The sequence below is a fragment of the Rhizobium sp. S152 genome (assembly GCF_030380735.1).
Taxonomy (GTDB): domain Bacteria; phylum Pseudomonadota; class Alphaproteobacteria; order Rhizobiales; family Rhizobiaceae; genus Rhizobium.
Genome location: NZ_JAUDRZ010000025.1, coordinates 100100 through 126445, shown reverse-complemented (window position 1 = coordinate 126445; position 26346 = coordinate 100100). Strand labels below are relative to the sequence as shown.

At 55.5% G+C, this 26346-nt stretch carries 21 protein-coding genes; 9 read left to right on the top strand and 12 right to left on the bottom strand.

Going from position 1 to position 26346, the window contains the following annotated elements; genetic code table 11:
* Positions 1-387: 387 nt before the first annotated feature.
* The 7 genes from QTL95_RS17125 to QTL95_RS17095 all read right to left on the bottom strand — a co-directional run bounded on the left by QTL95_RS17125 (position 388) and on the right by QTL95_RS17095 (position 8000).
* A complete protein-coding gene (locus QTL95_RS17125) occupies positions 388-2184 on the bottom strand; it encodes a TniQ family protein (RefSeq protein WP_289721133.1) in 1797 nt (598 codons plus the stop codon).
* Entirely contained in the window at positions 2171-3202 is a 1032-nt protein-coding gene (locus QTL95_RS17120; RefSeq protein ID WP_289721507.1) for an ATP-binding protein, read from the bottom strand. Before QTL95_RS17120 ends, QTL95_RS17125 begins: the two co-directional genes overlap by 14 nt.
* An 8-nt stretch (positions 3203-3210) precedes the next feature.
* On the bottom strand, positions 3211-3501 hold the full coding sequence (locus tag QTL95_RS17115; protein ID WP_289721132.1) for a Mu transposase C-terminal domain-containing protein: 291 nt from the start codon (positions 3499-3501) through the stop codon (positions 3211-3213).
* Complete coding sequence (locus QTL95_RS17110; protein WP_289721131.1) at positions 3488-5710, bottom strand: DDE-type integrase/transposase/recombinase; 2223 nt, start codon at positions 5708-5710, stop codon at positions 3488-3490. Before QTL95_RS17110 ends, QTL95_RS17115 begins: the two co-directional genes overlap by 14 nt.
* Positions 5710-6012, bottom strand: a complete 303-nt coding sequence (locus QTL95_RS17105; RefSeq protein ID WP_289721130.1) for a hypothetical protein — start codon at positions 6010-6012, stop codon at positions 5710-5712. The genes QTL95_RS17110 and QTL95_RS17105 overlap by 1 nt, the downstream gene beginning before the upstream one ends.
* A gap of 296 nt (positions 6013-6308) precedes the next feature.
* Positions 6309-7151: a hypothetical protein gene (locus QTL95_RS17100; protein WP_289721129.1), complete on the bottom strand. Its 843-nt coding sequence runs from the start codon at positions 7149-7151 to the stop codon at positions 6309-6311.
* A 375-nt stretch (positions 7152-7526) separates the two neighbouring features.
* On the bottom strand, positions 7527-8000 hold the full coding sequence (locus QTL95_RS17095) for a hypothetical protein (protein WP_289721128.1): 474 nt from the start codon (positions 7998-8000) through the stop codon (positions 7527-7529).
* Between the two features lie 455 nt (positions 8001-8455).
* Between QTL95_RS17095 and QTL95_RS17090 the strand changes: the two genes are divergently transcribed.
* Together QTL95_RS17090 and QTL95_RS17085 are read left to right on the top strand one after the other, a co-directional pair.
* Positions 8456-8761: a hypothetical protein gene (locus tag QTL95_RS17090; protein WP_289721127.1), complete on the top strand. Its 306-nt coding sequence runs from the start codon at positions 8456-8458 to the stop codon at positions 8759-8761.
* Between the two features lie 439 nt (positions 8762-9200).
* Positions 9201-9884 (top strand): hypothetical protein, encoded by a 684-nt coding sequence (locus QTL95_RS17085; RefSeq protein WP_289721126.1) that lies wholly within the window; start codon positions 9201-9203, stop codon positions 9882-9884.
* 289 nt (positions 9885-10173) lie between these two features.
* On the opposite strand, the gene QTL95_RS17080 is transcribed toward QTL95_RS17085, so the two are convergent.
* A complete protein-coding gene (locus tag QTL95_RS17080) occupies positions 10174-12306 on the bottom strand; it encodes a DNA cytosine methyltransferase (protein ID WP_289721125.1) in 2133 nt (710 codons plus the stop codon).
* A gap of 175 nt (positions 12307-12481) precedes the next feature.
* Entirely contained in the window at positions 12482-13045 is a 564-nt protein-coding gene (locus QTL95_RS17075; RefSeq protein WP_289721124.1) for a type II toxin-antitoxin system VapC family toxin, read from the bottom strand.
* Between the two features lie 262 nt (positions 13046-13307).
* On the opposite strand from QTL95_RS17075, the gene QTL95_RS17070 reads away from it, so the two are divergent.
* Positions 13308-14990 (top strand): hypothetical protein, encoded by a 1683-nt coding sequence (locus QTL95_RS17070; protein WP_289721123.1) that lies wholly within the window; start codon positions 13308-13310, stop codon positions 14988-14990.
* Positions 14991-15059: 69 nt separating this feature from the next.
* On the opposite strand, the gene QTL95_RS17065 is transcribed toward QTL95_RS17070, so the two are convergent.
* On the bottom strand, positions 15060-15449 hold the full coding sequence (locus QTL95_RS17065) for a hypothetical protein (protein ID WP_289721122.1): 390 nt from the start codon (positions 15447-15449) through the stop codon (positions 15060-15062).
* A gap of 322 nt (positions 15450-15771) precedes the next feature.
* Between QTL95_RS17065 and QTL95_RS17060 the strand changes: the two genes are divergently transcribed.
* Entirely contained in the window at positions 15772-16440 is a 669-nt protein-coding gene (locus QTL95_RS17060) for a hypothetical protein (protein WP_289721121.1), read from the top strand.
* A 345-nt stretch (positions 16441-16785) separates the two neighbouring features.
* Here the strand turns inward: QTL95_RS17060 and QTL95_RS17055 are convergent, their stop codons facing one another.
* Both QTL95_RS17055 and QTL95_RS17050 read right to left on the bottom strand, forming a co-directional pair.
* On the bottom strand, positions 16786-18162 hold the full coding sequence (locus QTL95_RS17055; protein ID WP_289721506.1) for a sulfatase-like hydrolase/transferase: 1377 nt from the start codon (positions 18160-18162) through the stop codon (positions 16786-16788).
* A 44-nt stretch (positions 18163-18206) separates the two neighbouring features.
* Positions 18207-19151 (bottom strand): LysR family transcriptional regulator, encoded by a 945-nt coding sequence (locus tag QTL95_RS17050; protein WP_289721120.1) that lies wholly within the window; start codon positions 19149-19151, stop codon positions 18207-18209.
* 159 nt (positions 19152-19310) lie between these two features.
* Between QTL95_RS17050 and QTL95_RS17045 the strand changes: the two genes are divergently transcribed.
* The 5 genes from QTL95_RS17045 to QTL95_RS17025 all read left to right on the top strand — a co-directional run bounded on the left by QTL95_RS17045 (position 19311) and on the right by QTL95_RS17025 (position 26267).
* Positions 19311-20666, top strand: a complete 1356-nt coding sequence (locus tag QTL95_RS17045; protein WP_289721119.1) for an ABC transporter substrate-binding protein — start codon at positions 19311-19313, stop codon at positions 20664-20666.
* A 51-nt stretch (positions 20667-20717) separates the two neighbouring features.
* Positions 20718-21626 (top strand): carbohydrate ABC transporter permease, encoded by a 909-nt coding sequence (locus QTL95_RS17040; RefSeq protein ID WP_289721118.1) that lies wholly within the window; start codon positions 20718-20720, stop codon positions 21624-21626.
* On the top strand, positions 21626-22456 hold the full coding sequence (locus QTL95_RS17035; protein WP_289721117.1) for a carbohydrate ABC transporter permease: 831 nt from the start codon (positions 21626-21628) through the stop codon (positions 22454-22456). The genes QTL95_RS17040 and QTL95_RS17035 overlap by 1 nt, the downstream gene beginning before the upstream one ends.
* 37 nt (positions 22457-22493) lie before the next feature.
* Positions 22494-23984, top strand: a complete 1491-nt coding sequence (locus tag QTL95_RS17030) for a sulfatase (protein ID WP_289721116.1) — start codon at positions 22494-22496, stop codon at positions 23982-23984.
* 78 nt (positions 23985-24062) lie between these two features.
* Positions 24063-26267, top strand: a complete 2205-nt coding sequence (locus tag QTL95_RS17025) for a KAP family P-loop NTPase fold protein (protein ID WP_289721115.1) — start codon at positions 24063-24065, stop codon at positions 26265-26267.
* Positions 26268-26346 lie beyond the last annotated feature (79 nt).

Genomic DNA, 26346 nt, shown 5'->3' with positions numbered 1-26346 from the left:
TTCTCATTCCTCGCCGCTGCCTGCGCACTACAAGCGCTTGCATCCCGAACACTCGACAAAAAAGCCGGACATTCAGCCGCTTAGATCGCCTTTTTAGGAGTGAGGACATTCTCATAGGGAAATTGCGGCCTCGCAAATGGGAAATGAGGCCACTGTGAAGGGGAATCGGCAGTTGCTAATGTAGAGCAGGATAACTTTTCCTGAACTTTTTCCAGCAACCTACTGTAATCGCTACATGCCGATTTTCGAGGGTGTTCCGGGAATCCTGCAAACTACCTGTAAGAGATCCCGAACTGTGGCTTTCGCCGACGACACCATATCTACCGACGCAAAAAAGCCCGGCTGTTAACCGGGCTTTGTCACTGGCGTCTGATGACTGAGGTCAGGCTACTCGAGATCGGACCGTCGATAATATCTTCCGACGAAACGGCCGCCTTGAATGACCGGACGGATACCTTGTCCACCAAGTTCGGCAAGCAGAGTCATGGGGTTTGCTTCCCGCTCCACTGCCAGCATATCCAGCGAGACAAAATCGGCGCCGAAACGATCCACGTCTTCGGTCTTCACCCAAGGTCTGCGACCCTTACTCCCACGCCGGTTTTCGACCATCGTGTAGGGGATAAGCCCGGCGTCGATGACGGCATCAACCACGGACTTAGTCACCTTTAGCCTGCGACGGGCAGCATCAAGCTCGATCAAGTCCGCATCGACATCTGCGTCGATGGCGTCCATTCCAGTAAGTTCTCGTGGAGCTTTCCGCAGATCCTCGATGTCAACCTGGATAGTGTCCAGCCGCACGTTCGGGCTGTCGCTGTATATTTTCTGGACTTGCCCATCCAAGAGCAAGCGCAGTATCCCCACAAAGCCGCCGAACCAGCGAAGCTTGACTATCGGCTTTATGTCACCGGCGGGCGTTTCTGTTTGGACAGCCGCCTTGATCTTGATCAACAGTTCCTCGACCTCGCTACGGTGAACGAGACGGTAGATTCGGATTTCTTCTGGCGCGTTCGCCACGGCCGTAAGGATGCCAGCTTTGATGATTTGATCGACCACCGCGACCGTGCACCCAAGGATATCGCCGACCTCGCCGGTGTTCAGCCACGAGCGTGCGTCCAGCAAAGGCCGGTGAATGATGCTCTTTTTGAGAAAGCGGGGTAACTCTCCATCATATCGCTCTGCCAGAATTTGCTTGATGCGCTTGTCGGAAAGTCCATAAGCGATGGCGGCCGACGGAACGGTGTGAACTTTACGCGTGAGCACCGGCCAGAAGAAGACTTCGCCGCGATCCAATGGGACATGCTCTTCGGCGTGTTGTTGGAGGAGCTTCATCAGCGGGTGATAGTCTCGATTGTGCTTGTTTACCTTCCACCAGTGATGCGCTGCGGAGTAAATCGCTTTCGGCTGTGTCACGGTCCGAGAGATCTGGCGGACGTACTCAGTCAGGAAGTCCCAAATAGCCTCCTGTCCCCCTTTCGCAATCGCGTATCCTGAGGAACGCTGGGTGGGAGCTTCGAAGCCCCCAGCAATGCGGTGACGGACCGCTCCGCGTCGAAGAGCCTCATCGAATTCGCCAATGAGCGTGCAGAACTCGGCTGCGACGTAGGCGGGAAAACTATCCAAGAATGAAGTTCCTGCCGGGCTCACGAGGCGGCGGTAAAAATAGATGTCCGCGTCGTGTACTTCTGTGGGCTCGACGGGGGCGACGCTCCGCAAGAGGGGCTTGAAGTTTTGCAAGGATTGCGGCTCGATCACGCAACTCACCAGAGGCGAACCGTGAACCGCGCAAGAGTTGATCATCGACCATCCCCAAGCCGCACGAATGTATTGATGCCCGCCGCGGACGGGGTTTTCCTTGCGAGCGTCATCATGGAGACAATTCGGGCAGAACCGCACGTTCCGGAGATTGAGCTGTGACCGTTTCACGGTGGTCTCACCGAACGGAATAATTACGCCCGGAGCAACGGTGAACTTTCGCAGATTCTCTTCTGCAACACCCGACAGCTCTGCGAGGCGTGCGACGGCGTTTTGGGAAAGATTGCGAAGGGTTCCGCCGCTGGATTGGCCGGAGGACAGCATATCGATAGCTGTGCGAAAGCCATTTGCCCAAGCTAGACGGCAAGCAAAGCTTTCGACGCACTCGTCATCATGCACGGGGACCGAGCGCGGAAGCTTAGTATGTGACATCGTCGTCTTCCTTCTCGTCTTCCTTAAGCAAGTCGGCAAGTGCCTCGTTTGGTTTGATCTTCAGGAAATTTGGCGCTTCGAATACGTTGTCGTGCCGCGAGCAACCGGTCTTTTTGACGTAGGTCGCCTGGAGTTGCTCTTGGGTAATTTCGGTCTTTCCAGCAAGGAATGCGGCGAAGCATGTTTCCTGGAGCATGAGGATAGCTGTCCCCATGACGTAGTTCGCAGCGTGCATCAGGCGAGCCGTCACCTTCTCGGCGGCTTCGAATGAATAGGTCATCCCCGCGGAATCTACGATGATCTCCTCGATCAGATTGTCGACGAACCATGCGTACTTGGCTTCCAAGGGCGCGAGCCGAATGATATCCGACCGCCGGTTTACCTGTTCATCCTCGAGGATTGGCAAGACGTCCGGCGTGCCGATGAAAACCGCGTGCAACGGCCACTCGTCGGAGTTGATCAGGTCCCTCAGCGCGTCCTGCATCTTCTTGATGAAGCCGGTTTTTGTTCCCCGGACCCCATGCTGCACCTCATCCACGACCAAATATTTGACGCCTAGCTCCCTCAAATGGCCGAGCACGATCTCAGGCAGGTCTGCTTCCGGCTTCGTCTTGTACTTCTTGTCGTCGATTGTCATTTTCCGCAGAATGTGGAGCATTGCCGATTTCGCGGTCGACGAAGGCGGAAGCTTGATCCGCAGGACGGGCGATACTTCGTCCCCGTAGGCATCGATGGTCGGCTGGAAGTACGGAAGCAAGCCAACGTAATGGTTGACCAGTGTTGTCTTTCCGCTACCCGCTGGCGCAATCACGAAGATCGCACGTTTTTCCGTGCCCCCGCCGTTGTGGCTGGCTTCGCAGTTCATGTAGAGTTTGTCCGCGTGCTCGCAGAACACGCGGTCGCGGGCTGACGTCAAATGATAGGATCGCACCTTCTTTCGGAACGCGAAGTAAGGCCCAAGGTCAGGCAATGGAGTGTAAACGAACTTTTCGGGTTTGGTTTTCTGCTTCTGGGCCATGGTCACGCTCACTTCCGGCCAGCGTTGATTTCAGCAAGTGTGGCGAGCCATTCCTGCTCCGAGACGGCCTCATCGCAGGCTTTGAGGCACTCCGCGGTCAATTTCAAAATTGCGCCCGAGGACAATTCGACTTGGATTTTGCGAAGGTCCGGAATAGGACGCTTAATAAAGGCATCTACGACACCTCCGCCACGCGTCAGCTGCTGGAGAGCCTCGCTCTTGTACGAGATTCCGAAAAGCGTAATACCGTTCTTGTGAACCTTGCGCGTGATGCCTTCCTTACGATTAGTACGCGTCATAGCCGTCAATCTCCTTTTTCTTGGGCTTTGTTGCAGTGCGTTTGTTGGTGGGGGCCTTCGTCTTCTTCTTGTCGGCGGCAAGCTGGGCGATAGCTTCGCCCTTGATCGCCTTGAAGCTGCTCTGAAGAAGCTTCTCCTTTTCGACGAAGGGGATCGGTAGCGGCCCGAGAGGCCGCTTTTGTTCGAAGTTTGCGTTCTCGAACATGACCTTATGGTGCTGTCGATAGTCGTTGTGGGTGGGGCGATGCATGGTGATGCCAGCTGCCAGAATGGCGCTATCTCCGATCTCGCGGCGATGAGCCAATGCGGCCCACTGAACTTCGAGATCGTTCTTTTCCTCTTCCTTCGCGTCAGCCAGAACGTCCTGACGTGCAAGGATCCATTCCTTCAGCCCGACGGGGCTGTCGAAACCGAAGCGGTTCCTTACGGTGATCCACTTGCGATCTGGGAGTTGAACCGAAATCCAGCGGAGGTCCTCCTCGTGAAAGTGAATTCGCACCTTCTTGTTGTCGATTGACTGGCGGAGGATTTGGAGGTCATCGGAGTTGTACCGGATGCCCCAAACGATGATACCCTCGGGATGGATAGCGTGCTTGCGCGAGACACCAAAGATGTGCCTGCGTTTGTGAAGGTCGATGATGCGACGATTCCCCGGAGCCATCTCCGTAAGGTATTGCGCGACTGCGTTATGCGGTGCCCGCTTGCGGGGGCCAGAGATCTTGAGATGATGGTAATCAACCGTCATCCGGATCAGAAGGGCGTAGAATTCCTCTGCGAGGAGCGCCGCGTTCTGTTCGGAATTGTAGTCGCCACGTTCGACCACGTTGGCGAACGTGCGACCAGGCATGCCGTGGGTGACTAACGCTCCCAGGGTGCGCAACGTGCGTTCGCAAGTCCCGCGAAGCCAAGGCTGTCCAGCTGGTGTGCGGTCAGGCTCGATTCCGCAAGCGTTGAGAATTTCGGTGACGATGTCGGCGGTGTATTCCGCACCGTTGTCACTAATGAAAGTGTCGATTGGGAACGGGAACCAAGGGCGGCGAGCACCTGACATTTCAGCGATGTGAGTCTTGTCGGAGATCGCCATCTCGATCGCGCTGACGACCATACTGGATGAGCGCTTGTTCGACATCTTGATCGCGACAATGTATCCAGTGGCGACATCCACGCCCACTGTGATCCAAACGCGAGCGGTCTCCGCGATTTTCTTCATATATGGCGTTAAATGATCCCAGACGCCAAACACGCGCAGCCAGAGAGCGATGTCGCACTCATGGTCGTCGAATGCGACCAGCTCGCCGACCCTTGTAACGTCGGTACCGTGACGGAGCGGGCGGAACATCTTTCGTGCCCGCGCGGCGCCGTGTCGAGCGAGCACACGGTCATAGGTCGCGCCCATCATAATGTAGCCGTTGAAGGCGTCGTAAGTGACTTTGGTGAGCGCGGAATTTCCTGCTACGGCACCGAGATATTCAGCGTACAGCTCTTTCTTTTTACCGCGATCAGCTTCGTAATATCGATCAGCCCACGAGATAGCGAGTGCCAACGACTCAGGCGAATGGTTCTGGCGGTTGCGCGTGCAACCCGGCTTGTTGGGCTTGCGAGCCAGCGCGATCAGGTTTTGGTCGAAGTAATAGAAACGGTTGTACTGCTCATAGAAGGTCTCGACAGTTGGCACCTTGTCGAAAACGGAATACGTCGTACGTTTGTGGGAACGCTTTCCGTTAGCTTTCGCGCCGTCTTTCTGGGCGTTCTTCTTATCTTGTTCTGCTTTCTGCTTCTCTTTTGCCTCGTCGTTGATCTGGTCGTTCCATTTGGCCAAGAGGCCCTGAAGCATCTTGGCGGTAATCCGAACGGCGGTGCTTGCGATCAGATTGTCGTACCGATCGATGAAGCCCTTCGCCCGATGGACGCGAGCGCGGCTGTCGGCCGAAAGCTCCTTGATCGTGAGGTCTCCCCACATCTCACGAAACTGAGTTTTCTTAACGGAGAAATAGTCGTCATCGACGCGGATATCTCCCGCGACGATGCCATGATAATAGTCCTCGTGTGACACGAACCGTGTATATGTCGGGTCATCAATAGGATTGAGGAAATGCCCGTTCTGATCGGTTTCCTTCGGGCGGCAGATCATGCTGTCCGAAAAGGTCACGCGGTCATCTGATCGCAGATCTAGGCGAAGATATCCAACGTTGAACGCTGCCTCGAACATCAGTGCACCGTTCCATTTCCCGGATGATTTTTGCGTGCAGCAATAGCGGCAGACGGCTGCCAACCTCGTGGCATGTTCTCAACTGACTTCGCGGGAAAATATCCTGGTTCAATCACGAGTTCGGCGCGAGCGACCAGATCATCGAGTTCCTCGCGTGAAACGAAGATGAGACCATGCGGCTTATCAAGCATCCGGAGCGTGTAACCATCGGAGGAAGAGCGAGACAGGCGGCACAGGATCTGCCCGAAGAGAATGATGCGATCCGTCACATGGAGCTGAATAATTGGTTTCTGTCGGGACATCGCTTCCTCCTATTTCGCCGAGTTAGACGGATTATTTTTGTCGCGGTCGCCGCGAGATCGCCCATGGACAAACAGTTCGTGCCGAGACCTCATGCCGACAGGCGAGGTCATTTCCGAAAGGCCGTGAGAGTCCTCGACCGGGAGGCCGACCTCTCGAGCGAGCCGACGACCATCGAGCGTAATCCAATCTTTTGGACTGAGTGGGCAGGACAAATCGGTCATTTCCATTCTCCAGACAAAGCTTCGCCGTCCCTGCAAATCGAGGGGCTTGGTGGCGTTTGGTTTGATATGAGGGGCTAGTGGACGATGCGCAGTCTGCACCAATCCGTGATGCGAGCGAGTGGGTCTATCGGAACGACTTCGCCGTTATCAATGAGTTTGACAATGGCAGCGCGTCTCAGATTGTGCGGAATGCCGTCATCGAATAGTTGCCAGAAGAAGACGTTACCTGGAAGCAACCGGGTGATTTCGCGAGCGGCCGTGATCTCTTTCTCGTTGGCATTCTTGCGGGCCCAAAGGATAAAGCGAGCGTTGAATGCAGCCTCACGCGTTGCCTGGGCATCAGTGAAGACGAACGCCTCGTCGAAATCAGATTGCGGTACACTTACTATCTGCTTGAGTTTTGCCTCTTCCTCCACTCGGTGAATTTCCGGCTTCACCGAGATTGCGAGGTAGCGGCCGTCCGCCAACAGAACCAGATAGTCGAACGTGTGCTTATGCCAGTCGCCATCCGCGTCGGGATATCGGACCCTGGGAAGCTGGGACCAGATGTTCACAACGTCCGGCCATGTGATCAAGATCTGCGCGACGTTCTTCTCGAGGCGGCTTTCGTGTTGGACTTCACGGCAATCGTAGATGAGGTGGCCGCGATAGCTCCGGTTGCTATTTCTCGCGACCGACCTGGCGCCGTTGTGGCCGACCACACCGATAATGACGGGAGGATGGTTTTCCGTCTCGTAAAGCTTGTCTGCGCCAGTCACATGACCGATGACATCGTAGGGCGAGTAATAGCTTGCGCTATGTTCCAACGAGTCCTTAGATTTCGACGATCGAGTTGGCATTTCGCCTCGGCGTTCCAGCATCTTTCGCTGCCGATCCCGCATCAAACGATCGTAGTTCACCAGTTCATCGCGCTGCATGACCACTAGCCTTCTTCAAAGCTGCGGATTGCCGAAGCGAGCGACCCAAGGCGCGGAGGCCCTCTACAGCTGTATAGAATTGCAGTCGGGTTGCTTCCGACAGCAAGCTTGGACCCTGAGCCATGCGCTTAAGGTTTTCGTGCGCCAAATCCGCTCGGTAGTCGTTGTACACTGAAGCCGGGTTCAACAGTCCTGGCCCGGTGCAGCGGAGGACATTGACGAAGAACAGTTCCCGGCTCTTCAGGCAGAAGCCTTCAGATTTCAGACGTGTGTTTGTCGCGGAGATGAATGACGCGAACCCGTGCCTTTCGTCAGAACTGGGATCTTGACCGCCGGTCGAGCGCTCAGACATGGGAGTAGGGCGGGTTGGATTTCTCATTTTTCACCGCCGTTCTGAACGGGCTGCCGTCCGCTAGTGGATTCTGGACCGCTGTACCTCTGGGGAACAATCCCGCAGTACCAATTACACGGAAGGGATCCGAGTTGTTGGCGGCCGCGCACGGAATTCTCGGGTGCCGCGGTTAATTTCTGTCCGCGAAATTGTGACCCATCACCACCGGATTTCCGCAGCAACGCGCGAAAAAGCTCTGCTTCGCGCTCGTAGCTGGCGAAGGTCAGCCACACCGAGAAGTCCATCGAGATGTTTGGCTGCAAGCAGGGTTTCTCACGGATCGCGGCGCTGCTGTGAAGATCAGAAGTTCCACGCGCAACGACATCGCGGACAAGCTTCGCGGGTCGGTGGTCGGCGCCGATGGTAGAAGGGAGGCGCCCCCAAAACTTCCAGTCGTCCGACCCGATCAACCGGGGGCCGTGCTGTTTGAGAAGAAGATCGCTGATCACGCTATACATAGTTTTCTCCTGAATGGGTCGCGGTGCGCGGACCTCAAATTGGGGCATTCAACTTGCTGGGTGAGGGGGTCAGATCCGGTTGAAGTAGGCCTTCCGGTCATGTTCAAGCGTCGTCTGATCGACCTTGCGAAGGCGCTTCAATTTTTTGAGCGAGGACGCGAAAGGGAGGGAGAGGCCCGGGGTGGGCACCAAGCATGGCGTCCACGGGGCCGTGTTCGGTGCCAGCGGCGAGCTTCTGCTAGTGACATCGTTCGTGTTACCGGCAAGTTTGTGATTGCTATCTTTCGTCATCGTTTCTCTCCAGTTTTTGGACAAAGCTTCGCCATCCCTCTCGAAGGGTTGCGATAGCGGTGAGTGGGTTTGGATGAGCTAGCGGGTTATGAGTGCTGTCTTCATTGTAGCGGCCATGTCGTCGTTACCTATTGAAAAGGAGCGGTTCTTGCTCGGACGGCAAAATGATCCGCATCGCAGCGGAACTGAATGGGGAAAGTGGGTCGCGTCCTTATTATTTTTTGCGCACCAGCCTGATGGTATCCCGCATTTCCGACCCGTCAGGGATCAGCATGGGCAGGCCAGTAGCGGCCAATGAGGCCATGCTGTCTGGCACTGCTTCCAGGTTTACCGGCACCACGCTGATTTTAAATGTGCGAACGAACACGGCAAGAAACGCCAGACACCACACTGCGAACCTCGCGACCGGACGCTATTGTCCTGCTTCCGCAATCGATATGACGCGAATTGGCGAGCTTCACATTGGGTAAAGTGTGTCGGTGCGTTATATTTTTGTGAGGAGATGACGAGCGCAATACGAGCTGGCCGCAGTCCGGTGGACCGTACTTGATCCGCAGCTGCTCGTGCTCGAGACTGACTTCATCAAGGGAAAAAGCGTACTCATACAGGTACTCCGATACTCAACATGAAAACTCGCGACGTCAGATTGACGCGAAGTATTGCCGACCGTGTTGTATTCGAAGCTTGATCATTGTTGCGATCCTGAGTTTGCAACAGGACGATTGCACAGCACGACATGCCCGTCCATACAGGATCTTAAAAAATGTAACAAAAATGATTATTTAGCGGATTTTTCCGATGTGAATTGATCGGAAGCGATCAAATTTATCGCAAGAGATCAACCCGCATTTAGTCTCTTGCATCGACGCACTTCAAAGTCTCGTCAACAAGCAATGACGGAGACAAAAAATGGAGTTTCACCTTCTCAACCGTTTGGCGGAGATCACGAAGCGTGTAGGCCCGATCTTGGATGAACTGGGCATCAGGCCCAAGATTATGCGCGATCCGGACGGCTCGGCGTTTATCGAGTTTATGAGCAGCGACCAGAAAACGCAGTCGCCGGTGGAAATATTCCTGGGAAAGGATGCCAGCACGACATCAACCAATGCGAGTTGGAAGGACTCTAAGATGAACGCTACCATTTGGGAAAATGTTGAGATTGGCGACACCGGCTGGACTCTTCAAGAGTTTTGCCAAGCAAAGCACGACTACCGTGTCGGCGAAGACGCAGACGCATTTTTCGCTGCGTTGGCCGAATGGCTTCCCAGACACGGCGTTCTTTTCCCTGATCGAAGCAGGGATGGATACACCATGGACGAAGACTTCGCGAAGGCATTTGGGATTATAAAAGCGGCACTTCCCGAGGACGAAGAAATACAGGTCAACTGCGAGCGTGGCCCGGAAGCGGACGCCTACGTATTCACCTATCCAGCTGGCTGCGACTGGATAATCGAGTTTATCGGCCGCGAGGCAATCGCCACGGCGAACGCTCAGGAAGTAGCGACGGTTGATGTGACCGAGTTGAACAAGCTCATTCCGGCGATCAGGACTCATCTTAAAGAGCTGTCAGCGCGGCAAGGCCCAAAGATCTGACGAGGGAGCTAAGTGACCACTTTCGGCGGTGGGGAATTCAGCACCCTGGTCCGCCGCGTCCCCGATTGCATCCCGGCTCTCGTTCCGCGGACCGGCGGCCGACGCCTACGTATTCACTTATCCAGCTGGCTGCGACTGGCGTATCGAGTTCGCCAATCGCATCGCCAACGTTACCATGAACGGTGAAGAGGTCGCATCGGTCTACATAGAAGAACTCAGAAGTTGACTCCTGCTATAAGGACGCGCCTTAAAGAGATCGTTGAAAGGCGCGACTTCGGTATCTGAACGCCTAAGACGGACGCTTCTTCATCCTGATCTTACCCTGACCGAGATGAAGGTCTTCGGGCGGCTTAGAGAGATCAGGGTCATCATCTGCCATGGCCGTCGGCAGTTCTCCGCGCATTCTCAAAACGCCCGTCCGCCATAGAGATGCGAGCTGTCCTTTGGCGTTGCCCATGTCGTCAACGTTGAATGGATGGTGAAGAAATGGGGAATTGTTGATAGCCAAGGCCCCTTCAGCGTTGAGGTCGACTTCATCTCCCGTCAATGCGGCGTGCACACTTCGTGCGACGGCAGCCGTGATAACGGGCGGCGTGGCGAGGCAAAGCATGGAAATTTCGTCGCGAAGGTCAGCAGCACGCACATTCCAGTTTGGCGGGAGTCCCTGCAAGGCCTTTATAATGACGGGCGTCAGCGGGATTAAGTTATGATGAGGCTGGTCTCCGCGTTCTATCGGCTCGTCGCCTTGGAAGAGGTCAAATCCGAATTTCTCCCAGTGCTGCCAGTTCCTTTTTGTCCACGCCCCGCTTAGATTACCCGCCAAGCGTTGCCCATGAGTGCGTAGCCACGCGGACGACCAGTTATTGTAATGAGTCTCTGGGCTGGATTCACCTTTTATTTCTTCGTAGCTTTCGACGGTACGAAACGGAAAGGCTACATTTTCGATAAGCTGTGCGACTGTTGGAAAAACCGGGTCACGGATAATCGGATGCCGCAACTGGTCTGCAAACTCTCTTTTGATCCCGACGAGGAAACTACTTGTCCGATCCTGTGGAATGCCGAACTCAGGATGATACAGTTCGAACACCGTCGTGTGGTATCCTTGTTCGGCGAAGAACGTCATCATTGGAATGTAGAATTCTGCGTGCTTTTCACTAGCCATGTCCGGGTTGTGCTCGAAGAAGAACGCTCGCGGCTTTAAGGCGCCAACCATCTTCATGGCCGCGGAATGAAGTTCGCCTTCGTAATTTAACCCTGGGCCCTTTGCCCGCCACTGTTTCTTGGGTAGAGCCCCGATCATCAGATCAAGCTCTTTGCCCCGGAGGGACTTCGTGACGTGCCTCATTGCCACCGCCGCCCTCTTTTTCCGGTCGATGTCGACCTTTAGAGCACGCCAGCCCCTACGGTTCGCAAGAAAGCTGTCCACGTTTTTCTTGTCGCCGTCTAACAACATGTTGGGATAAAAACCGGCGGACTTCAGTGCGAGTGCGCCGCTACCGATACCACCGCAGATATCGACGGACGATAGCCGTTCCAGCGGTCGTTTCGCGTATCGCGTGGAGGAAGTCTTAGCTCTGCGGGAAAGAAAGCCGATTGAATCGATGGCGTGCCAGCTACGCAGGTACTTGCCAATTGAAAAGAGCGGCATTGGAAAATCGCGATCTGGAACGATGCTTGGCAGCTCTCTAAGGAATTCCCCGTTTGCCAAGACCTTTAAGGCATAGTCGCATTCGGCCAGCGCCCGTTCAGCACGGTTTTCAATTTTGCCCCAGTCTTCAACCGGAACCGATTGGGTACCATACTCTTTTTGGAAGCGTTCGCGTAGTTCGATTGCCATTTCGATGATTTTGGGTCGAATGACTTCCTGTTGTTCCTCTGATTTATCATCGTACCCGATCATTAGATCATGCAGCTTAGGCACGACCCTGCTGAACGTCATGCCCTCTTTCCGAAGAGCGCGAATGCGCCTTCTGGCGAGCAAACCCATCACATCGTGATAAGTTGATTCGTCATCACTTTTGCAGCGTTCACGCCATCTGTTGCCGATCCGACGAACTTCGACACTGTCAGTCGGTTGGCTACGCTCAACGAAACGCATCACCTCGCGGCGGGCGGCCTCGCCGAGGCCGACAAGAGCCACAGCGGTCTCAATATCAAATCGGCTGACGTTCATTGCTTTGCGATAGGCAACGAGTAATCGAGGGATATCTAGGTATCCGCGTACATGGCGGCGATGGACGCCGTCATTTTCGAGAAGCCTGGCCATCGCCTCTCTACCTTCATCAGCGAACTTCGGCAGGTCGTCCTCGATAATCTTTAGCAGGGCTGCGGTGCGCTGCTTCCGGTGCTCGATGACTGCGTTGCGAGCGTCCTTTATCTGCTCTTGAACGTGCGGCGCAAATACTCTCGGGGGCACTGCCATTTGATCTCTCCGGTTGTTGGAGTGATCGATAGCAATCTAGGCTTTGCTGTCCCGATAAGGGAATGAATAAAATTGTAGCGAGCTGCGGTTTCTAATTTAAGCGGCCCGGCCCAGAGCGAAATCTCAACTTCCAAGGCCAAGCTCATTCAACGGCACGTCCGACCGCAGCGAGACCTTACCTGATAACTGCCTTGTGAACGCTTTCGTCCTCGTGAGCGTCAGTTGTCGTTGGCTGATGCGGATACCGTTCAGCCAACGGTTCCATGCGAGCGTGCCACCTTTCGGCCAACGGATCGTAGACTCCTGGCAGGGGATAGCATTCGTTTATCACCATGAAGTCGTTGACGTTCATTGTCGCGATCGGCAGCCGTCGTACAAGCGAGGCCGCCGCGATGTGAAGGTCCTGGCCGCCTCTAGCCCGTTTGCCCCCGCCGTTTGGCGAAAACTTATATAGCCGGGGATCAGCCGCCAGAACGCCCCAGGTCTCCGATATCTCGCGATCAGTTTCCACGATCGGTATGCCCGCCCGCACCAGATCGTGATACCATTTACTGAGCTTGACGGCTTTGACTGGGTTGGTAGCGCATACCATGGTGATGCCCATCTGGATCTCCATCAAGGCGCCAGCAGGCATGAAGTAGTTGTCTGCCAGCTCCAGAAAGGAGATGACGCTATCCCGCGGCCGGGCCAAGGACGTTTCACTGATCACGCACGTATCGAGCAAGAATGCTGTTGTCATGTCGCGTTCCTCTACAGCGAGCGTGACAAGCGCGTACTTAATGAGCGGTTAACCATACCCGCTAAATTTTGGGGGCGCGAAGTGGGGGCGAACTCCGGCTGTCGCTCGCAGCAATCTCGGTAGGAGTCGTATCCGGCGAAAGCATAGCGGGCCTCGCGCACGCCCGATCAACGCCGCATGTGGAGTATAGACTCGGTTAATACTTGGCATTTGATATCGAACAGTACAACACTTGGACGGAAATGATTCCTTTGGGGGTAACGTGTTTAATATCTCAGTGCGCTTGGCGCTTGCTGCTTCCGTGCTTTCCGCACTTTCAGTTGGGGCCCGGGCTGCGGACGATCGCTACGTCAACGTTTTTTCGAACAAGGGTTGGCAGGTCTCGTACGACAAAGAACAAGGTTCATGTATAGCGGTTCCTCAGACATCGCAGGGATTCTTCCTTGTTCGGTCGGACGCCAGCAACATGCGCCTGATCTTTCCGACGGCCGATTTGCCGTGGATCCAAGATGCAAAATCATACGACGTTATCATCTTCACGGACGGAGGACGCTGGACGGGTAGTATGGACGGCTGGCGCAAGACAGACGCCATTGGACTTGTCGTCAGCAATCCAAGCGACAAGTTTCTAGCTGCCCTGCGCTCGTCAAACCGCATGCGAATTCAGGCGAAGGGGACGACAATCGGACCATATTCGCTGTCCGGCTCGAGCCAGACAATTGGTATGTTGTCGAACTGCATCCAAATGAAGGATGCTGGGAAATTTGCTCCGCCGAAGCCCCAGGAGTTGCCTTTCCGTCAGCCTTTCACCTGGTCGAAGGACGACTACGGAAAGACCTTCTCAGGCGAAGGATGGACCGCGAAACTTGATGGCCAAAAAAACCTTGATGACACTTACTCCGCATACCTCCGGGTCTCGAGAGATAAGGGCTTCGAGACCACGTTGAAGCTTGAGACGACCGAAGGGGGCTTCGGCACGATTGTCGTGGCGCCGCTTCAGGGTACCGAGCCGGGTCTTCTTTTCTCATCGTTTACAGGCGGGGCGCACTGCTGCACGTCGGCTGTGGCCGCGATCTCAGAAGGTAAATCAGTCAACTCAGTTCCGATTGGCGATTTCGACGGAGAAGGACTGAGCGTCGAGGACCTCGATAGCGACGGCACGTACGAGTTGGTCAGTGTTGACCAAAGGTTTCTGTACGCTTTCAGCGGCTATTCGGATTCCAATCCACCAATGCAGATCTTCCGGATGGAGGATGGAAAGCCCGTCGATGTCACACGGAAGAGCCAGTTTCAACCCTTGCTGCGGGCCGACTTTGTTCGTCGATTGAACCGGATGAACGGATCGGAAGACGACGTGACGGTCGGTGTAGCCGCCGGGCTAGTTGCGACTGGGAGCCTCATTGGTTCGTACGACGCCGCCAAGGGTATGGTTCCGGACGCCCTTTTGTCGTCGATTGACGATTTCTACCGCGTATGTGAAAGCCCGCAATGCAGACCGGCAAAGACTTATAAGTCGTTCGCGGAAGCTCTTTCAGACAAACTGGGCAAATGGGGATATGACCTTTCGCCTCATATTGACGAGGAAAGCTTGTCCATGTTCGGCAAGTTGACTGCACAGCCATTCGGCGAACCCGGCGATGTTGAAGGTTCCTGCAAGCTGCAGCCGACGACGTTCAGCATCAAGGAAAAGGCCGTCTCATTCAGCGGATATGAGATGGGATGCGAAATCGCGTCGGCGGCAAGCTTCGGCAATGCAGTCGTGGCGATGGCGTTCTGCTCGGGCGAAGGCGAGAACTGGATACAGCACTACCTGATCGAACCGGAGGGCGACGAGCTTCGTATGTCGCAGTGGGACGGAGATATTTCGGATCTGCTGTTGGGCAAAGCCAACACTCGAAAGCTAATGAAATGCGCTCCGGATAAAACAGAATCTAAATCGCCCTGAGGCGGATCACGGCTTTGAACCGTCGCACTTTTGTTGAAGCGCGACGGCGCAGGCTCGCCGCGCGAGTCGCTAGATTTCTTTCGAAACGCCTCCGGTTATGATTTTCAGGTTGTCGGACGAGGAGATGACGCCAGGCCTTTTTAGAGCAAGAAGGGCTTCTCCGAACAGCTCACGGCGCCGCGCTGTTCGCGCGTTCGTGGCACGAACGCGTTCTTCCTCGGTCATCTGTGCGGATTTCGAGAGCGATGCCTCGTTTTCTACGATGTCAATAAGAAGATTACGGAGAACCCCATTCTCCTCCGTTATTCGACCCAACTCGAGCATCACCGGTGAAGCGGCCAACCTGCGAGTTATGGTGTCGTCAATGGTCTGCTCGACAAGTCGCGTCTTTGCCGCGAAATAGCGTCCGACCAAAAAAGAACAGGCGAGAGCACATAGAGCAACAAAGACATACAACATTTGAGCCTCCGATCACCCACTCGAGATCGTTACTCAAAGTCGTGATGTCAATACTCGACGGTGCCCGCCTCGTTTTATCTAGACGTCCTTGAAAGGCGGATCGCCCGATCTCACTTGAGATGACATCACAATTGTGCTGGCAACTTTCCACGTTGGTGAGTTGGCGGCGCTCAATAAGGGTTCGCTGCGGCAGGCAAGTTCTCGGGATGCCCCAATGAAATGCGATTTGAAATTTCCGCACTTCAAGGCAAACTTGAACCGTAAGTGCTGATTCCGTCTACGCGTGCTTCTTGACGCTACTCTCTCATTGACGAGGTGAACATTGACGCAGTTCTTCGAAACCACCCAGGGGATCATGGCTATTGGGGCGTTGATTGGCGCTGGCAGCTTAGCGGCTGGCTCCCTGATCCCGACTGTGTTTCAAATGTCGAGGAAGGGCTTCAACCGCAGAGCAAAGGGCGAGGCTAGAAATTTGGCAATGTCGACGGTGCTGGCGCTGGATGACTTTGTCGGAGCGGCCTTCGCCGCCGTGCACGACGTTCCAGAATTCAATCCGATGGACGAGGGGGAATTTGCATTTCACGTCCCTGATCCCATGCTGGTTCTCCCAAGGGACGCTGACTGGTCTGTTCTTGGCGCCGAAATGTCTGACGAGATCCTTTGGCTGTCCAACCGGGTGAAGAACCTGAATTATGCGTTGGACAGTCTTGACCTCTCCTCGCCCGGGTACGACGGTTTCTTTGAACGTCGCCAGGAGGGCTATGCGGGTCTTGCAGCAGAAGCGATGGATATTATTGAGCGGATGCTTCAGCAGTTTGATCTGACGCTGCCTGCCAAGCCAGATTATTATCGCCAGCGCGAAGGTCTGGCGACCGCAATCCAGCGAGCGGGCGAGCGACAGTCCCACCGGCAAAAATCAGGCGCCGTCGCCCATTCCAACGGTTCTAATGTCCTTCAGCTTTTCCCGAAAACCGGCGGAGATGCCGACTGATCTATTCTTCGCAGTACGTGGGCCGGGCGGACCACCATTACACGGCGGGTTTTCCGTGCTAAGGAAATAGCACGGAAATTCGGAATCAATGGAGCGTATGTCGTCCAAGGAAATCATGGTCATTGACGCGAAGAACAAGGAAGTCTCTGATTTCCTTGAAAAGCTCCGCGCTGCCGGACATATGCGTGTTATGCTCGGAAACGAAGTGTTTTCAGTCAAGATCTCGCCGGAATCCGTTTCCCAAAAGGGCCGCGATTTTTTGACGAAGGGCGGACGGGTCGACTAGGCAGATAGCACATCGGACGGACGTGAGATGGCTTGTAACGATAGGCGGGCCTCGCCAGATTATTCCAGCGGATCGACGTCTCTTTCTCTATCCACCGCATCGATGAGGTCGCTGGCGTTCAGCCGATATTGCCGGGGAAAGCGCGGCTTGGCATCTTGGATCTCGGGTTGATGGCCCTCTTCGACTTCAGCGATCCAACGAAGCAATCTTGCCTTGAGGTCATCTGAAACCTCTCGGAAGGACGTCAGGCCGACGAGATTGACCATCTCGTAGGGATCATTGTCCAGATCGTAGAGATACGCTTCCTTGTAAACGTCGGCGCGTGCCTCGTCCTTATCGTATGCCGCGGTCACGCCGTACTTCCAGCGATGAGTTCGAAGTGCCCGGCCTGTCTCCGTTTCGGAAATCTGGAAGAAGATATCGTCCCGCCATTGTGCTCGGTGGTCGCGGATAACAGGCAGGATCGATTTCCCGGTCATCACTCCCGGCACCTGAAGGCCAGCCGCATCGATAAGCGTCGGAGCAACGTCAATCGTCGAGAATAGAGCACGCACCTGGCCACCAGCGGTGAAACCGGGCCCTATGATCATGCTTGGCACCCGGACCGCGCTCTCGTGACACGACCGCTTGTACTCGCTATTGCGAGTCTTGAAGTGGCAAGCGTGGTCTGACGTGAACATGACGATGGTGTCGTCCAGGAGATCCAGACTCTTCAAAGCATCGACAAGCCTGCCGAACGCTTCATCGAGGCGCTTTACCATCCCGTAATAGCCGCCGAGATGCCAAGTGCTGGTGCCCTTCAGGGTCGCAAGATCCGGCGGTGTCCATGTCTTGGCGTCCATCATCTCACGGTAGCCGTCGGGCGCCGGATATGCGTCAGTATGGTTCTGGTGATGAGGTTCCAAGAACGAGACGAAGAGGAAAAACGGATCATTCTGGTGGTCATCGCAGTAGCGGATCGCAGCATCGGTCAGGGCGTCGACCCGGTACCCTGGAAGCTTTTTCCTTTGGTCATCGACGTCATAGACAACAGTGTCGTAGGCGTCTGACGTGAATTCCAGGAGATTGGCTGCAAGCCAGCTCTGATAGCCACCACGCTCCTGCTTGGGAACGGGATCCGAGCCGCCAAGGTGCCACTTGCCGATGTAGCCGGTCTTATAGCCGTTGTTGGCGAATACCTTCGCAATCGTCTCAGCATCATCGGCCAACGGGATGCCGTTGCGAAAAACGCCTGTCTGGGTTGCAAACTGGCCGGTCTGCATCGAGGAACGAGCGGGACCGCAGAGCGGTTGGCTCGTGAAAGAGTTGTAGAGATGGGTGCCGGAAGCGGCCAAGCGGTCAAAATTTGGCGTCAGCCCCATCGGATTGCCATGGACGCCGGTGGTGTCGTGGCGCTGCTGGTCCGTGAAGAAGACAATAACGTTAGGCTTACGCATCCGAGAAACCTCGCAATTCAAAATTCTGCGGGAACGTAGGCGTTTCAACGAGCGAGAGGAAATGACTTCGTGGCCACAGGTCCATAACTCGCAGGAATAGCCATCGTCTCGCTTACAAGCTGGGGCACAAGGTCCAAAGCTCGCCTCATGATCGGATATTCTCGCGACGATGCCCGAAACCATGCTCCTGACCCGAAACGCCAGATCGGCGGCGAGAGACGCAAAGGCACAAGCCCGAACTCTGCCGCAACATTCGTCAACGACAGCGGCGCCAGAGTCAGCTTGTCGGACTGGGCGACGATCCTGAAACCAGCGGCGAGCGCTTCGACCTCGATAGCGACATCAGGCGCGGGCAGGCACCGATCACTGAAATAGCTAGCCATTCGGGCGACGATAGCTTCGTCCCGCCTGGTAATCCACCGCCGACCACTGATGTCACTCGCGTCGACCGTTTCCAGATCCGCCAGCCGGTCTGATTTCCGGCAGTAAGGCACAATCTCGACCCTGAACATTTCAGCGGTCTCGATCCCTTCCGGAGGCCGGTCCTGGATTGCACCCAGCATGAGGTCGATGTCGCCGGACACCAGTCGTGGCAACGTCAAATCCGCATTGTTGAAGTCGAGCCGCACTGTTGTCTCGGGAAACTCGGCGCTGAGAATGCGCGTTAGATCAGGTGCGATCTCCATGTGGTAGGCGGCCCCGGCTTCGATAGAAAAGTACGGTAGGGTGCCGGTTATCATTGAGCGGATCTCTTCACGAGATTGGCGATAGTGAACTTCGATCCTACGGGCCCGATCCCTCAGTTTGGCTCCGGCTCGCGTTAATGTCATCCCACGCGGCGTTCGTTCGAAGAGAATAGCATCGTAGTCGCGCTCAAGCCGCCGGATCAGTTTTGTGAGTGCTGGTTGCGTCAGTCCAACCCTACTCGCAGCCGAAGTCAGATTTCCTTCGTCCGCCACGACCAAGAAAGCGAGCAGCGTTCTGTCCACGGTATTCCTCCCGGTTATCGAGATCGCAAGATAGCATTCGTGCCGCTGCAAATCAGCGTCGGTCGTTCTTCGCAACGGCCCACGTATAGAAAAGCCTTTCTTTAACACGACTGATTTTGTCGGCTTACTCTTCGATAATGAAAATCCAAGGAGGAAGCGATGAAGTTCAGGACTATTGCAATGCTGTTGGCCACCAGCGTCGCGGCAATCTGCGCCACGCAAGCTGCGGCGGAGGACAGTTTTCTGGATGTCGGGCAGCAAGAGCCGATCACCATCCTGATCAACGCGTCACCTTGGTATAAGGGCTTCGAGAATGTCGTAGCTCTCTACGAAGAGCAGACCGGTAACAAGGTCGACCTTGAAGTCACCCCCTTTGACGGGATGCTCGAGAAAGCCCGCTCCGCAGTTCGCAGCGGCGACACCAGTCCCTACGACCTCGTGAATGTCAACGGCAACTCGACCGTTGAGTTCTACCAGGGCGGCTTCTTCGAGCCTCTAAATGAGATCGATCCTGAATTCCGGGTGCCAAAGGAGGTCTACGCCTTCGGTGATAGCGGTTGCTGGGACGACGCCAAAAAGTTCCGGACCTGTGCAACCGGTAAGCTTATGGGCTACTCGCCTAACGGAAACGTGCAGCTTTTCTACTACCGCGCTGATGCCTTCCAGGAAAAAGGCCTCAAGGTTCCAGTCACTTTTGACGACGTCCTTGCGAACTGTAAGGTGCTCCAGGACCCGCCACAGAGCTATGGCTACTTGCAGCGCGGTGAAAAGGGCGACTCCATCTACTACGATTTCATGGCTTATCTGCTGTCCTACGGCGGATCCATCGAGAACGACGCGGAAAACGGCGACTTCACCGTGACGGTCAACAGTCCCCAGGTGAAGGAAGCACTCGATAAGTTCATCGAGATTTCGAAGTCGTGCGGTCCGCAGAACTACGCATCGCTGGGGCAGGGAGACCTGATTCAGCTGGTCCAGACGGGTAAGGGGCAACAAGCGCATGCGGTCGTTGCGGCATTCCCGAATTTCGATGACCCGCAGAAGTCGGCAGTCGTTGGCAAGGTCAATGCCGCTGTGTTGCCCCGAGCCAAGGCCGATGCTCAGCCGGGTGTCGCCATCGGTAACTGGGTGTTGGCTGTGCCGAAGAACGCCTCCGACGAAGGGAAGAAGGGCGCGATTGCCTTCTCGAAGTGGTTCCTGACCTACAAGGCACAGTATGCCTATGCCGAAGGTGGCGGCATCCCTGTTCGCGAGGACGTTTTCTCGTCCGATCTGAAGGACCAGCCGAAGTTTCGCTGGATGCCAGCTTATCAGGAAGAGATCAAGTACGGGAAGCAGTTGCTTGGCTACTCGGAGGGCCCAGCCGTGAACCAGGCGTTCGGTCTGCGTTTGAACCAGGCATTGATCGGCGAGCTTTCGTCGGCTGCAGCCCTCAACCAAGCGGCAAAGGATATTGAGGCGATCTTCACGAAGGGCGGCCGGAAAACCGGTTCGCTCCCACCGCTCGCCGAATAATCGTTGGAGAGCAGCCGTTTCGTAATAGGAACGGCTGCGGGCGCCTTTGTCATGAACAAGAGCAAGCATCAGCCGCGACCGCTCGCGGAGTTCGTTGATCGGAATTTTCACTGGCTCGCGCTTGCTCCGGCTTGCGCGGTGCTTGTTCTGCTCACGATTTACCCAGTTATCGAGATGATCGCGATGGCATTCTCGACCATCACTTTCGAGCGTGCGAGCGAAGTTTGGAAGTTCACGCCCGTTGAGAACTTCAGAGAGTTTTTGTCCGATGACATCTTTCGCGTCGCTCTGAAAAACACGCTCATATTCGCTGTGATCAGCGTGCTGATTGAGGTCTGCTTCGGCCTTGGGCTAGCGATACTCGTGTCATCCATCGGAAAGCTGAAGGGCATTGTCCGAACTGTGCTGATCATTCCGATCTTGATGCCGCCGGTGGCCATCGGCTCCATGTGGAAGCTCATGTACAGCCTGGACTTTGGCGTTCTCAACCAAGCCATCACTGCTGTCGGATTTCAGCCGGTAAACTGGCTTGGTTCGACATCGCTCGCGCTTCTATCGGTGGTCATCGTCGACGTCTGGCACTGGACACCCTTCGTGTTCCTAATTCTGTTCGCAGCCGTCGAAGCCGTCCCCAACGATGTGATCGAGGCGGCCCGCATCGATGGCGCAAAGAACAGATCCATCATCTTCCGGATCATCATTCCTTTGATTTGGCCGACTATCATCGTCGCACTGTTCTTCCGAGCAATCCTCGCGTTCAAGGTCTTCGATCAGATCTTTTTGCTTACATCGGGCGGGCCCGGAACTTCGACGGAGGTGGTGAGCCTTCACCTCTACAAGGTCTATTTTCAGCAGAACGAGCTTGGGTACGGCTCCATGCTGTCGCTTGCCGTCATAGGCGCCACCATCGCATTTATCTGGGTGGGCCATCGAGCAAGCCGTTTTATGAGGGCGCCTTGATGCTTGATCTTAGAGGCCCAGGCAAGTGGATTGGTTCGGCCCTCCTGGCGGCTGGGGTATTCGTGATCCTTGCGCCGTTCCTTTGGGTGCTTCTGCAGTCCTTGAAATACGAAATCGACATTCTTCAGGGCTCTTGGATCTTCACCCCGACAGCCTTCAATTACGCGGACGTGCTGTACTCAAGGCGCTCGGACTTCCCGGAGAACGTTTGGAATAGCGTCATCGTCGCGATCTTGTCGACCGCAGGAGTGCTCGTGGTCGGAACGCTCGCGGCTTACTCGCTGGTTCACTTTAAATCGAGAGCGATCATCTCACGCGTTTTCTTGGGCTGGACATTGATCTTCAACATGATCCCGCCGCTGACGTTGGTCGGGCCCTGGTACCTTAGCTTTCGCCAGATTGATCTTTCCGGAACGTTGACGGCCGTGGTTCTCACCCACATCGCTCTCAACCTCCCTATGACGATCTGGATGATGATGGCCTACTTTCGTGAAATTCCATCCGAGATCGAAGAGGCCGCCGTGATGGACGGCTGTCGCAGGCAGACCAATTTCCTGCGGATCGCGCTGCCGCTGGCCATTCCCGGATTGATCGCAGCGGGCGTATTGGCTTTCGTATTTTCCTGGAACGAGTTCTCGGTCGCCCTGACCCTAACGAGCCGTCATACAGCGACCGTTCCTGTCGCGATTTCGCGGTTCGCCCAACAATACGAGGTCCAGTACGGCCAGATGGCGGCGGCGTCGATCCTATCGACGATACCAGCACTGCTGATGATGTTCATCGGCCAACGGTTCATTGTGCGCGGCCTGACAATGGGCGCGGTCAAATAGTGGCAGCGAGATTCTTCGCAACGCAAGAGGAAATCCAATGAAGACGGTCTTCGTGCTCTTTGACTCTCTGAACCGGCATATGCTTGGGGCCTACGGCGGAAATCGCATTCCCACCCCTAATTTCGACCGGCTGGCAGCCAAGTCTGCTGTCTACGACAAGCACTACGTTGGCTCGCTTCCGTGCATGCCAGCACGACGAGATCTTTTGACGGGGCGCTTGACCTTCTTGCACCGTAGTTGGGGCCCATTGGAGCCGTTCGACAACGCGTTTCCAGAGCTACTGAAGAGCAAAGGCGTTCACTCGCACCTGATCACCGACCACTACCACTATTGGGAGGACGGCGGGGCGACCTATCACAACCGATACAACACGTTCGACTTCGTTCGTGGTCAGGAAAGCGACCCGTGGAAGGCAATGGTCCAACCGCACTGGGAGCGGCTGCGCGAAAAGTACCATCACGCGCAGACGGCTACCGGGCCGATCAGCAAATATAATCCATACATGATCAACCGGGAGTTCATCAAAAACGAAGAGGATTTTCCCTCCGTTCAATGTTTCGCCAAGGGTCTCGAATTTCTAGATCTGAACAGGCAGGCAGATGACTGGCTCCTGCAGATCGAGACATTTGATCCCCACGAACCATTCTTTGCGCCGGAGCGCTTCAAGGAGCCGTTCAAAACATCGTGGAACGGACCGATCCGCGATTGGCCGCGATACGGACGTGTCGAGGAATTGCCGGAAGAAGCGGACGAGCTGCGTGCCAACTACTACGCCATAGTATCGCTGTGCGACTTCCTCTTGGGTCAGCTGCTCGATTACTTCGATGAGCATGACCTTTGGAAGGACACAGCTCTCGTCGTCACGACCGATCATGGTTTCCTGCTTGGTGAACATGACTTCTGGGCTAAGAACCGGATGAACATGTACGAGGAGATCGTCCACATCCCGTTGTTCATCCATGATCCACGTAGTCCTGGCCAAAAGCGCATCTCTCGTCTGACGCAGTCTATCGACGTTGGACCAACATTCCTCGACCTCTACGGCGTAAAAGCTCCGCCCGAGACCGAAGGTCGGTCCTTGCTACTCGATCAGAACAGGGAGGCTTTAATCTTCGGCTATTTCGGCGGTGCGGTTAACGTGACCGACGGTCGGCACACCTACCACCGCTTTCCGACCGACTTGGAAACCCAGGAAATATACCAATACACACTCATGCCGACGCATATCACCCAGCCCTTCACGCCAGAAGAGCTCAGGGCGAGCACGCTTGCTCAACCGTTCGGCTGGACGAAAAACGTTCCTCTTCTCAAAGTCCCCGTTACCAACCGTTCGCCTATGTACGCCAACTATGGGCCGGGTGCGCTGCTGGAGAAGGAAACGCGCCTTTATGACCTTCTCAATGACCCTGGGCAGAATACTTCGGTTCAGGACGCCGAGCTGGAAGCGACGATGTCAGAGTTGATGAAGCGGCTGATGATTGAGAACGAAGCGCCCCCGGAAGCGTTCGTTCGACTTGGCTTGGGATAGCCGGGAGGCTGCCTCTTGGAGCTTAGGGTAGCACGATCTAAAATATTGCTTCGAGTCGCCCGTCCTGGAGCCCCCAGCTTGCCTCACACCAATCTCGATACTGACCGACCTCTATCAGACGAGAAGGCCGACAGGTTCGGCTTTGTCGGAATTGCTGAGCGTCTGGCACCAAGCATTCTTGAAGCTGTCAAAGGCGACGGGATGGTCATCGGCCTTGAGGGGCCGTGGGGATCGGGAAAGACGACGCTCCTCAACTTTCTCGAAGCCGAACTCGAGAAGGGTAAGGACAAGAAAACCCACATCATCAAAATCGCTCCTTGGCTAAATGGCGACGTGTCGAATCTTGTCAGCTCTCTTCTTGATCCCATCGCAGAGGTCATCGAAAAATTCGAGGAGGCACAGCTTGGTCGGAAGAGTATCTGGAAAAAGGCAAAGAAGAAGGGCGGCGAATTTGGCGAATTGGTCCGCAACTACGGCGCAAGAACCGGCAGGGTTCTTGCCCCCGCTGCTCGCTTCGCGGAATATCTCCTGCCCGGTGCAAAGGCTGGCGCGGACGCCCTGGAGCTGAGTTCCGAATATTTGGAGAAGTTGGGCAGGAACCCGACAACTGCCGAGGTGAAAGCCAAAATCTCGGAAAAAATTGCCGAGCTAGACATTGGCTTCGTCGTCATCCTCGACGATCTGGATCGCCTGGAGCCATCGCAAGCTGTCGAGGTCGTCCGCCTTGTTCGCTCCGTTGCCGACTTCCCAGGGCTTGTCTATATTCTTTGCTATGACCGCGACGTTCTTGCGCATGCCCTTCAGGTTGGCCTGAGTGTGCCCGACGGTGACGCGTTCCTTCAGAAGATCATTCAGCTCACTTTCAACATCCCGCTGCCAGAGCCGTTCGATCTTCGTCACAGCTTCCTCGCTGATGCAGTCGAAATTTACAAGGAAGTTACCGGCGCAACGGAGATCGACAAGGACCTATATTCCGACCTGAGGTCAGCCGTTGACCGAGAGGGTGGCGGTCTCCGAACGCCGCGAGAGGTGAAGCTGGCGCTGAACGCCATTCGCTTCTGTTATGCCGGTATCAAGGACGACGTATTCTTCCCGGATCTCTGCCGCCTGAACCTGATCAAGGTCACGAACACGCCGCTCTATCGATGGCTCGAAGAATATCTGGGGACCCGCTCGGTAGTCGTGACGGGTGACGGCATGGTCACCGACGAAGAAAAGATCCAGATGGGCACAAGACTGCTGGACCTGCTTCCGTCCGATGATGCGACTTCAACTAGGTCGATATGGAGCCTTCGCCAGTTTATCCCGGGGGTCGTCAAAGCGGATACACCGAGCAAGCGTGTCTTCGAGCAGGCCGGGCAAAACGAGACGAATGAGGCCATAACCGGCAAGCGACTCGGCAGTCCGATCCATTACCGTTTCTATTTCGCGCTGACGTCACCAAAAACGGTGATGGCCCAGGATGCTTTCCGGAACTTGATCGTGCTTGCGGGCTCTGACGTCGAGAAGCTCACCAAGGAGCTGATACGACTGGGCACGGAGCGCCGGGCATCAGGGCTGACTTGGCTCGAGCACGCCCTGGACCGAATGGACACCGCCACTGTGAACACGCTTTCGGTGCCCGAAACCGTCGGGTTGGTCAAAGCGATTGCGGGTGCCGCGGACCGTATTTCATCCATAAATAACGAAACGCGACCGTTCTCCGTTTCGATAGAAGCACAGGCCGAGAACGTCGTCGTAGATTGCCTTTGGCGTCTGAAGAAGAAGGACGCTGTGGCTTTCAACGATCTCGCCACTTGGTTGGCCAAGGACTGCCAGTCCATCAGCTGGTTGGTCGGGAAATTTTTCCGAACGCAGCTGGTGAGTCATGGCGTGGTTGAAGGGCGAGGGCAGCCTCCGGAATCGCGCCTGTTCGATGACCACCAGTTCCAACGATTAATGGCAGTCTTGAAGAAGCGTACCGCTGACCCGGCAACTAAAGCAGCGATCAGCGATCTCCCTCGGCTTGCGGCATATGTGTGGGGATGGAGCGAGCTGACCAGCAAGCAAACTGTTCGGAGGTGGGCTACTGGTTTCGTGAAGACGGACGAAAACTTTCTGTACTTCCTCAATGCCTTGCGAAGTTGGTCGATGAGCGACAAGGTTTACTATCCACTCCAAAAGGACGCGGTGACTGCTTGGCTTCCATGGGACAAGACTGTCGCCCGCCTGGAAGAACTGCATGCGCGTGGGGTGGAAGAAGCCGCTACTTTGATAGAGGCTATCAGGATTGGCAGGCGGTGATCGGCCTGGCGCCTGAGAATATGGCACTGACCTCGAAAATTTCGGACACCATACGTGAGTATGATTTCCGACATCAGAC

Excerpts from the sequence above, each read along its gene's own strand:
- QTL95_RS17125 (WP_289721133.1), bottom strand. The coding sequence starts at position 2,184 with ATGTCACATACTAAGCTTCCGCGCTCGGTCCCCGTGCATGATGACGAG.
- QTL95_RS17030 (WP_289721116.1), top strand. The coding sequence starts at position 22,494 with ATGAAGACGGTCTTCGTGCTCTTTGACTCTCTGAACCGGCATATGCTT.
- QTL95_RS17095 (WP_289721128.1), bottom strand. The coding sequence starts at position 8,000 with ATGTATAGCGTGATCAGCGATCTTCTTCTCAAACAGCACGGCCCCCGG.
- QTL95_RS17120 (WP_289721507.1), bottom strand. The coding sequence starts at position 3,202 with ATGGCCCAGAAGCAGAAAACCAAACCCGAAAAGTTCGTTTACACTCCA.
- QTL95_RS17115 (WP_289721132.1), bottom strand. The coding sequence starts at position 3,501 with ATGACGCGTACTAATCGTAAGGAAGGCATCACGCGCAAGGTTCACAAG.
- QTL95_RS17055 (WP_289721506.1), bottom strand. The coding sequence starts at position 18,162 with ATGCGTAAGCCTAACGTTATTGTCTTCTTCACGGACCAGCAGCGCCAC.
- QTL95_RS17065 (WP_289721122.1), bottom strand. The coding sequence starts at position 15,449 with ATGTTGTATGTCTTTGTTGCTCTATGTGCTCTCGCCTGTTCTTTTTTG.
- QTL95_RS17110 (WP_289721131.1), bottom strand. The coding sequence starts at position 5,710 with ATGTTCGAGGCAGCGTTCAACGTTGGATATCTTCGCCTAGATCTGCGA.
- QTL95_RS17090 (WP_289721127.1), top strand. The coding sequence starts at position 8,456 with ATGATCCGCATCGCAGCGGAACTGAATGGGGAAAGTGGGTCGCGTCCT.
- QTL95_RS17100 (WP_289721129.1), bottom strand. The coding sequence starts at position 7,151 with ATGCAGCGCGATGAACTGGTGAACTACGATCGTTTGATGCGGGATCGG.
- QTL95_RS17040 (WP_289721118.1), top strand. The coding sequence starts at position 20,718 with ATGAACAAGAGCAAGCATCAGCCGCGACCGCTCGCGGAGTTCGTTGAT.
- QTL95_RS17075 (WP_289721124.1), bottom strand. The coding sequence starts at position 13,045 with ATGACAACAGCATTCTTGCTCGATACGTGCGTGATCAGTGAAACGTCC.
- QTL95_RS17045 (WP_289721119.1), top strand. The coding sequence starts at position 19,311 with ATGAAGTTCAGGACTATTGCAATGCTGTTGGCCACCAGCGTCGCGGCA.
- QTL95_RS17085 (WP_289721126.1), top strand. The coding sequence starts at position 9,201 with ATGGAGTTTCACCTTCTCAACCGTTTGGCGGAGATCACGAAGCGTGTA.
- QTL95_RS17105 (WP_289721130.1), bottom strand. The coding sequence starts at position 6,012 with ATGTCCCGACAGAAACCAATTATTCAGCTCCATGTGACGGATCGCATC.
- QTL95_RS17035 (WP_289721117.1), top strand. The coding sequence starts at position 21,626 with ATGCTTGATCTTAGAGGCCCAGGCAAGTGGATTGGTTCGGCCCTCCTG.
- QTL95_RS17080 (WP_289721125.1), bottom strand. The coding sequence starts at position 12,306 with ATGGCAGTGCCCCCGAGAGTATTTGCGCCGCACGTTCAAGAGCAGATA.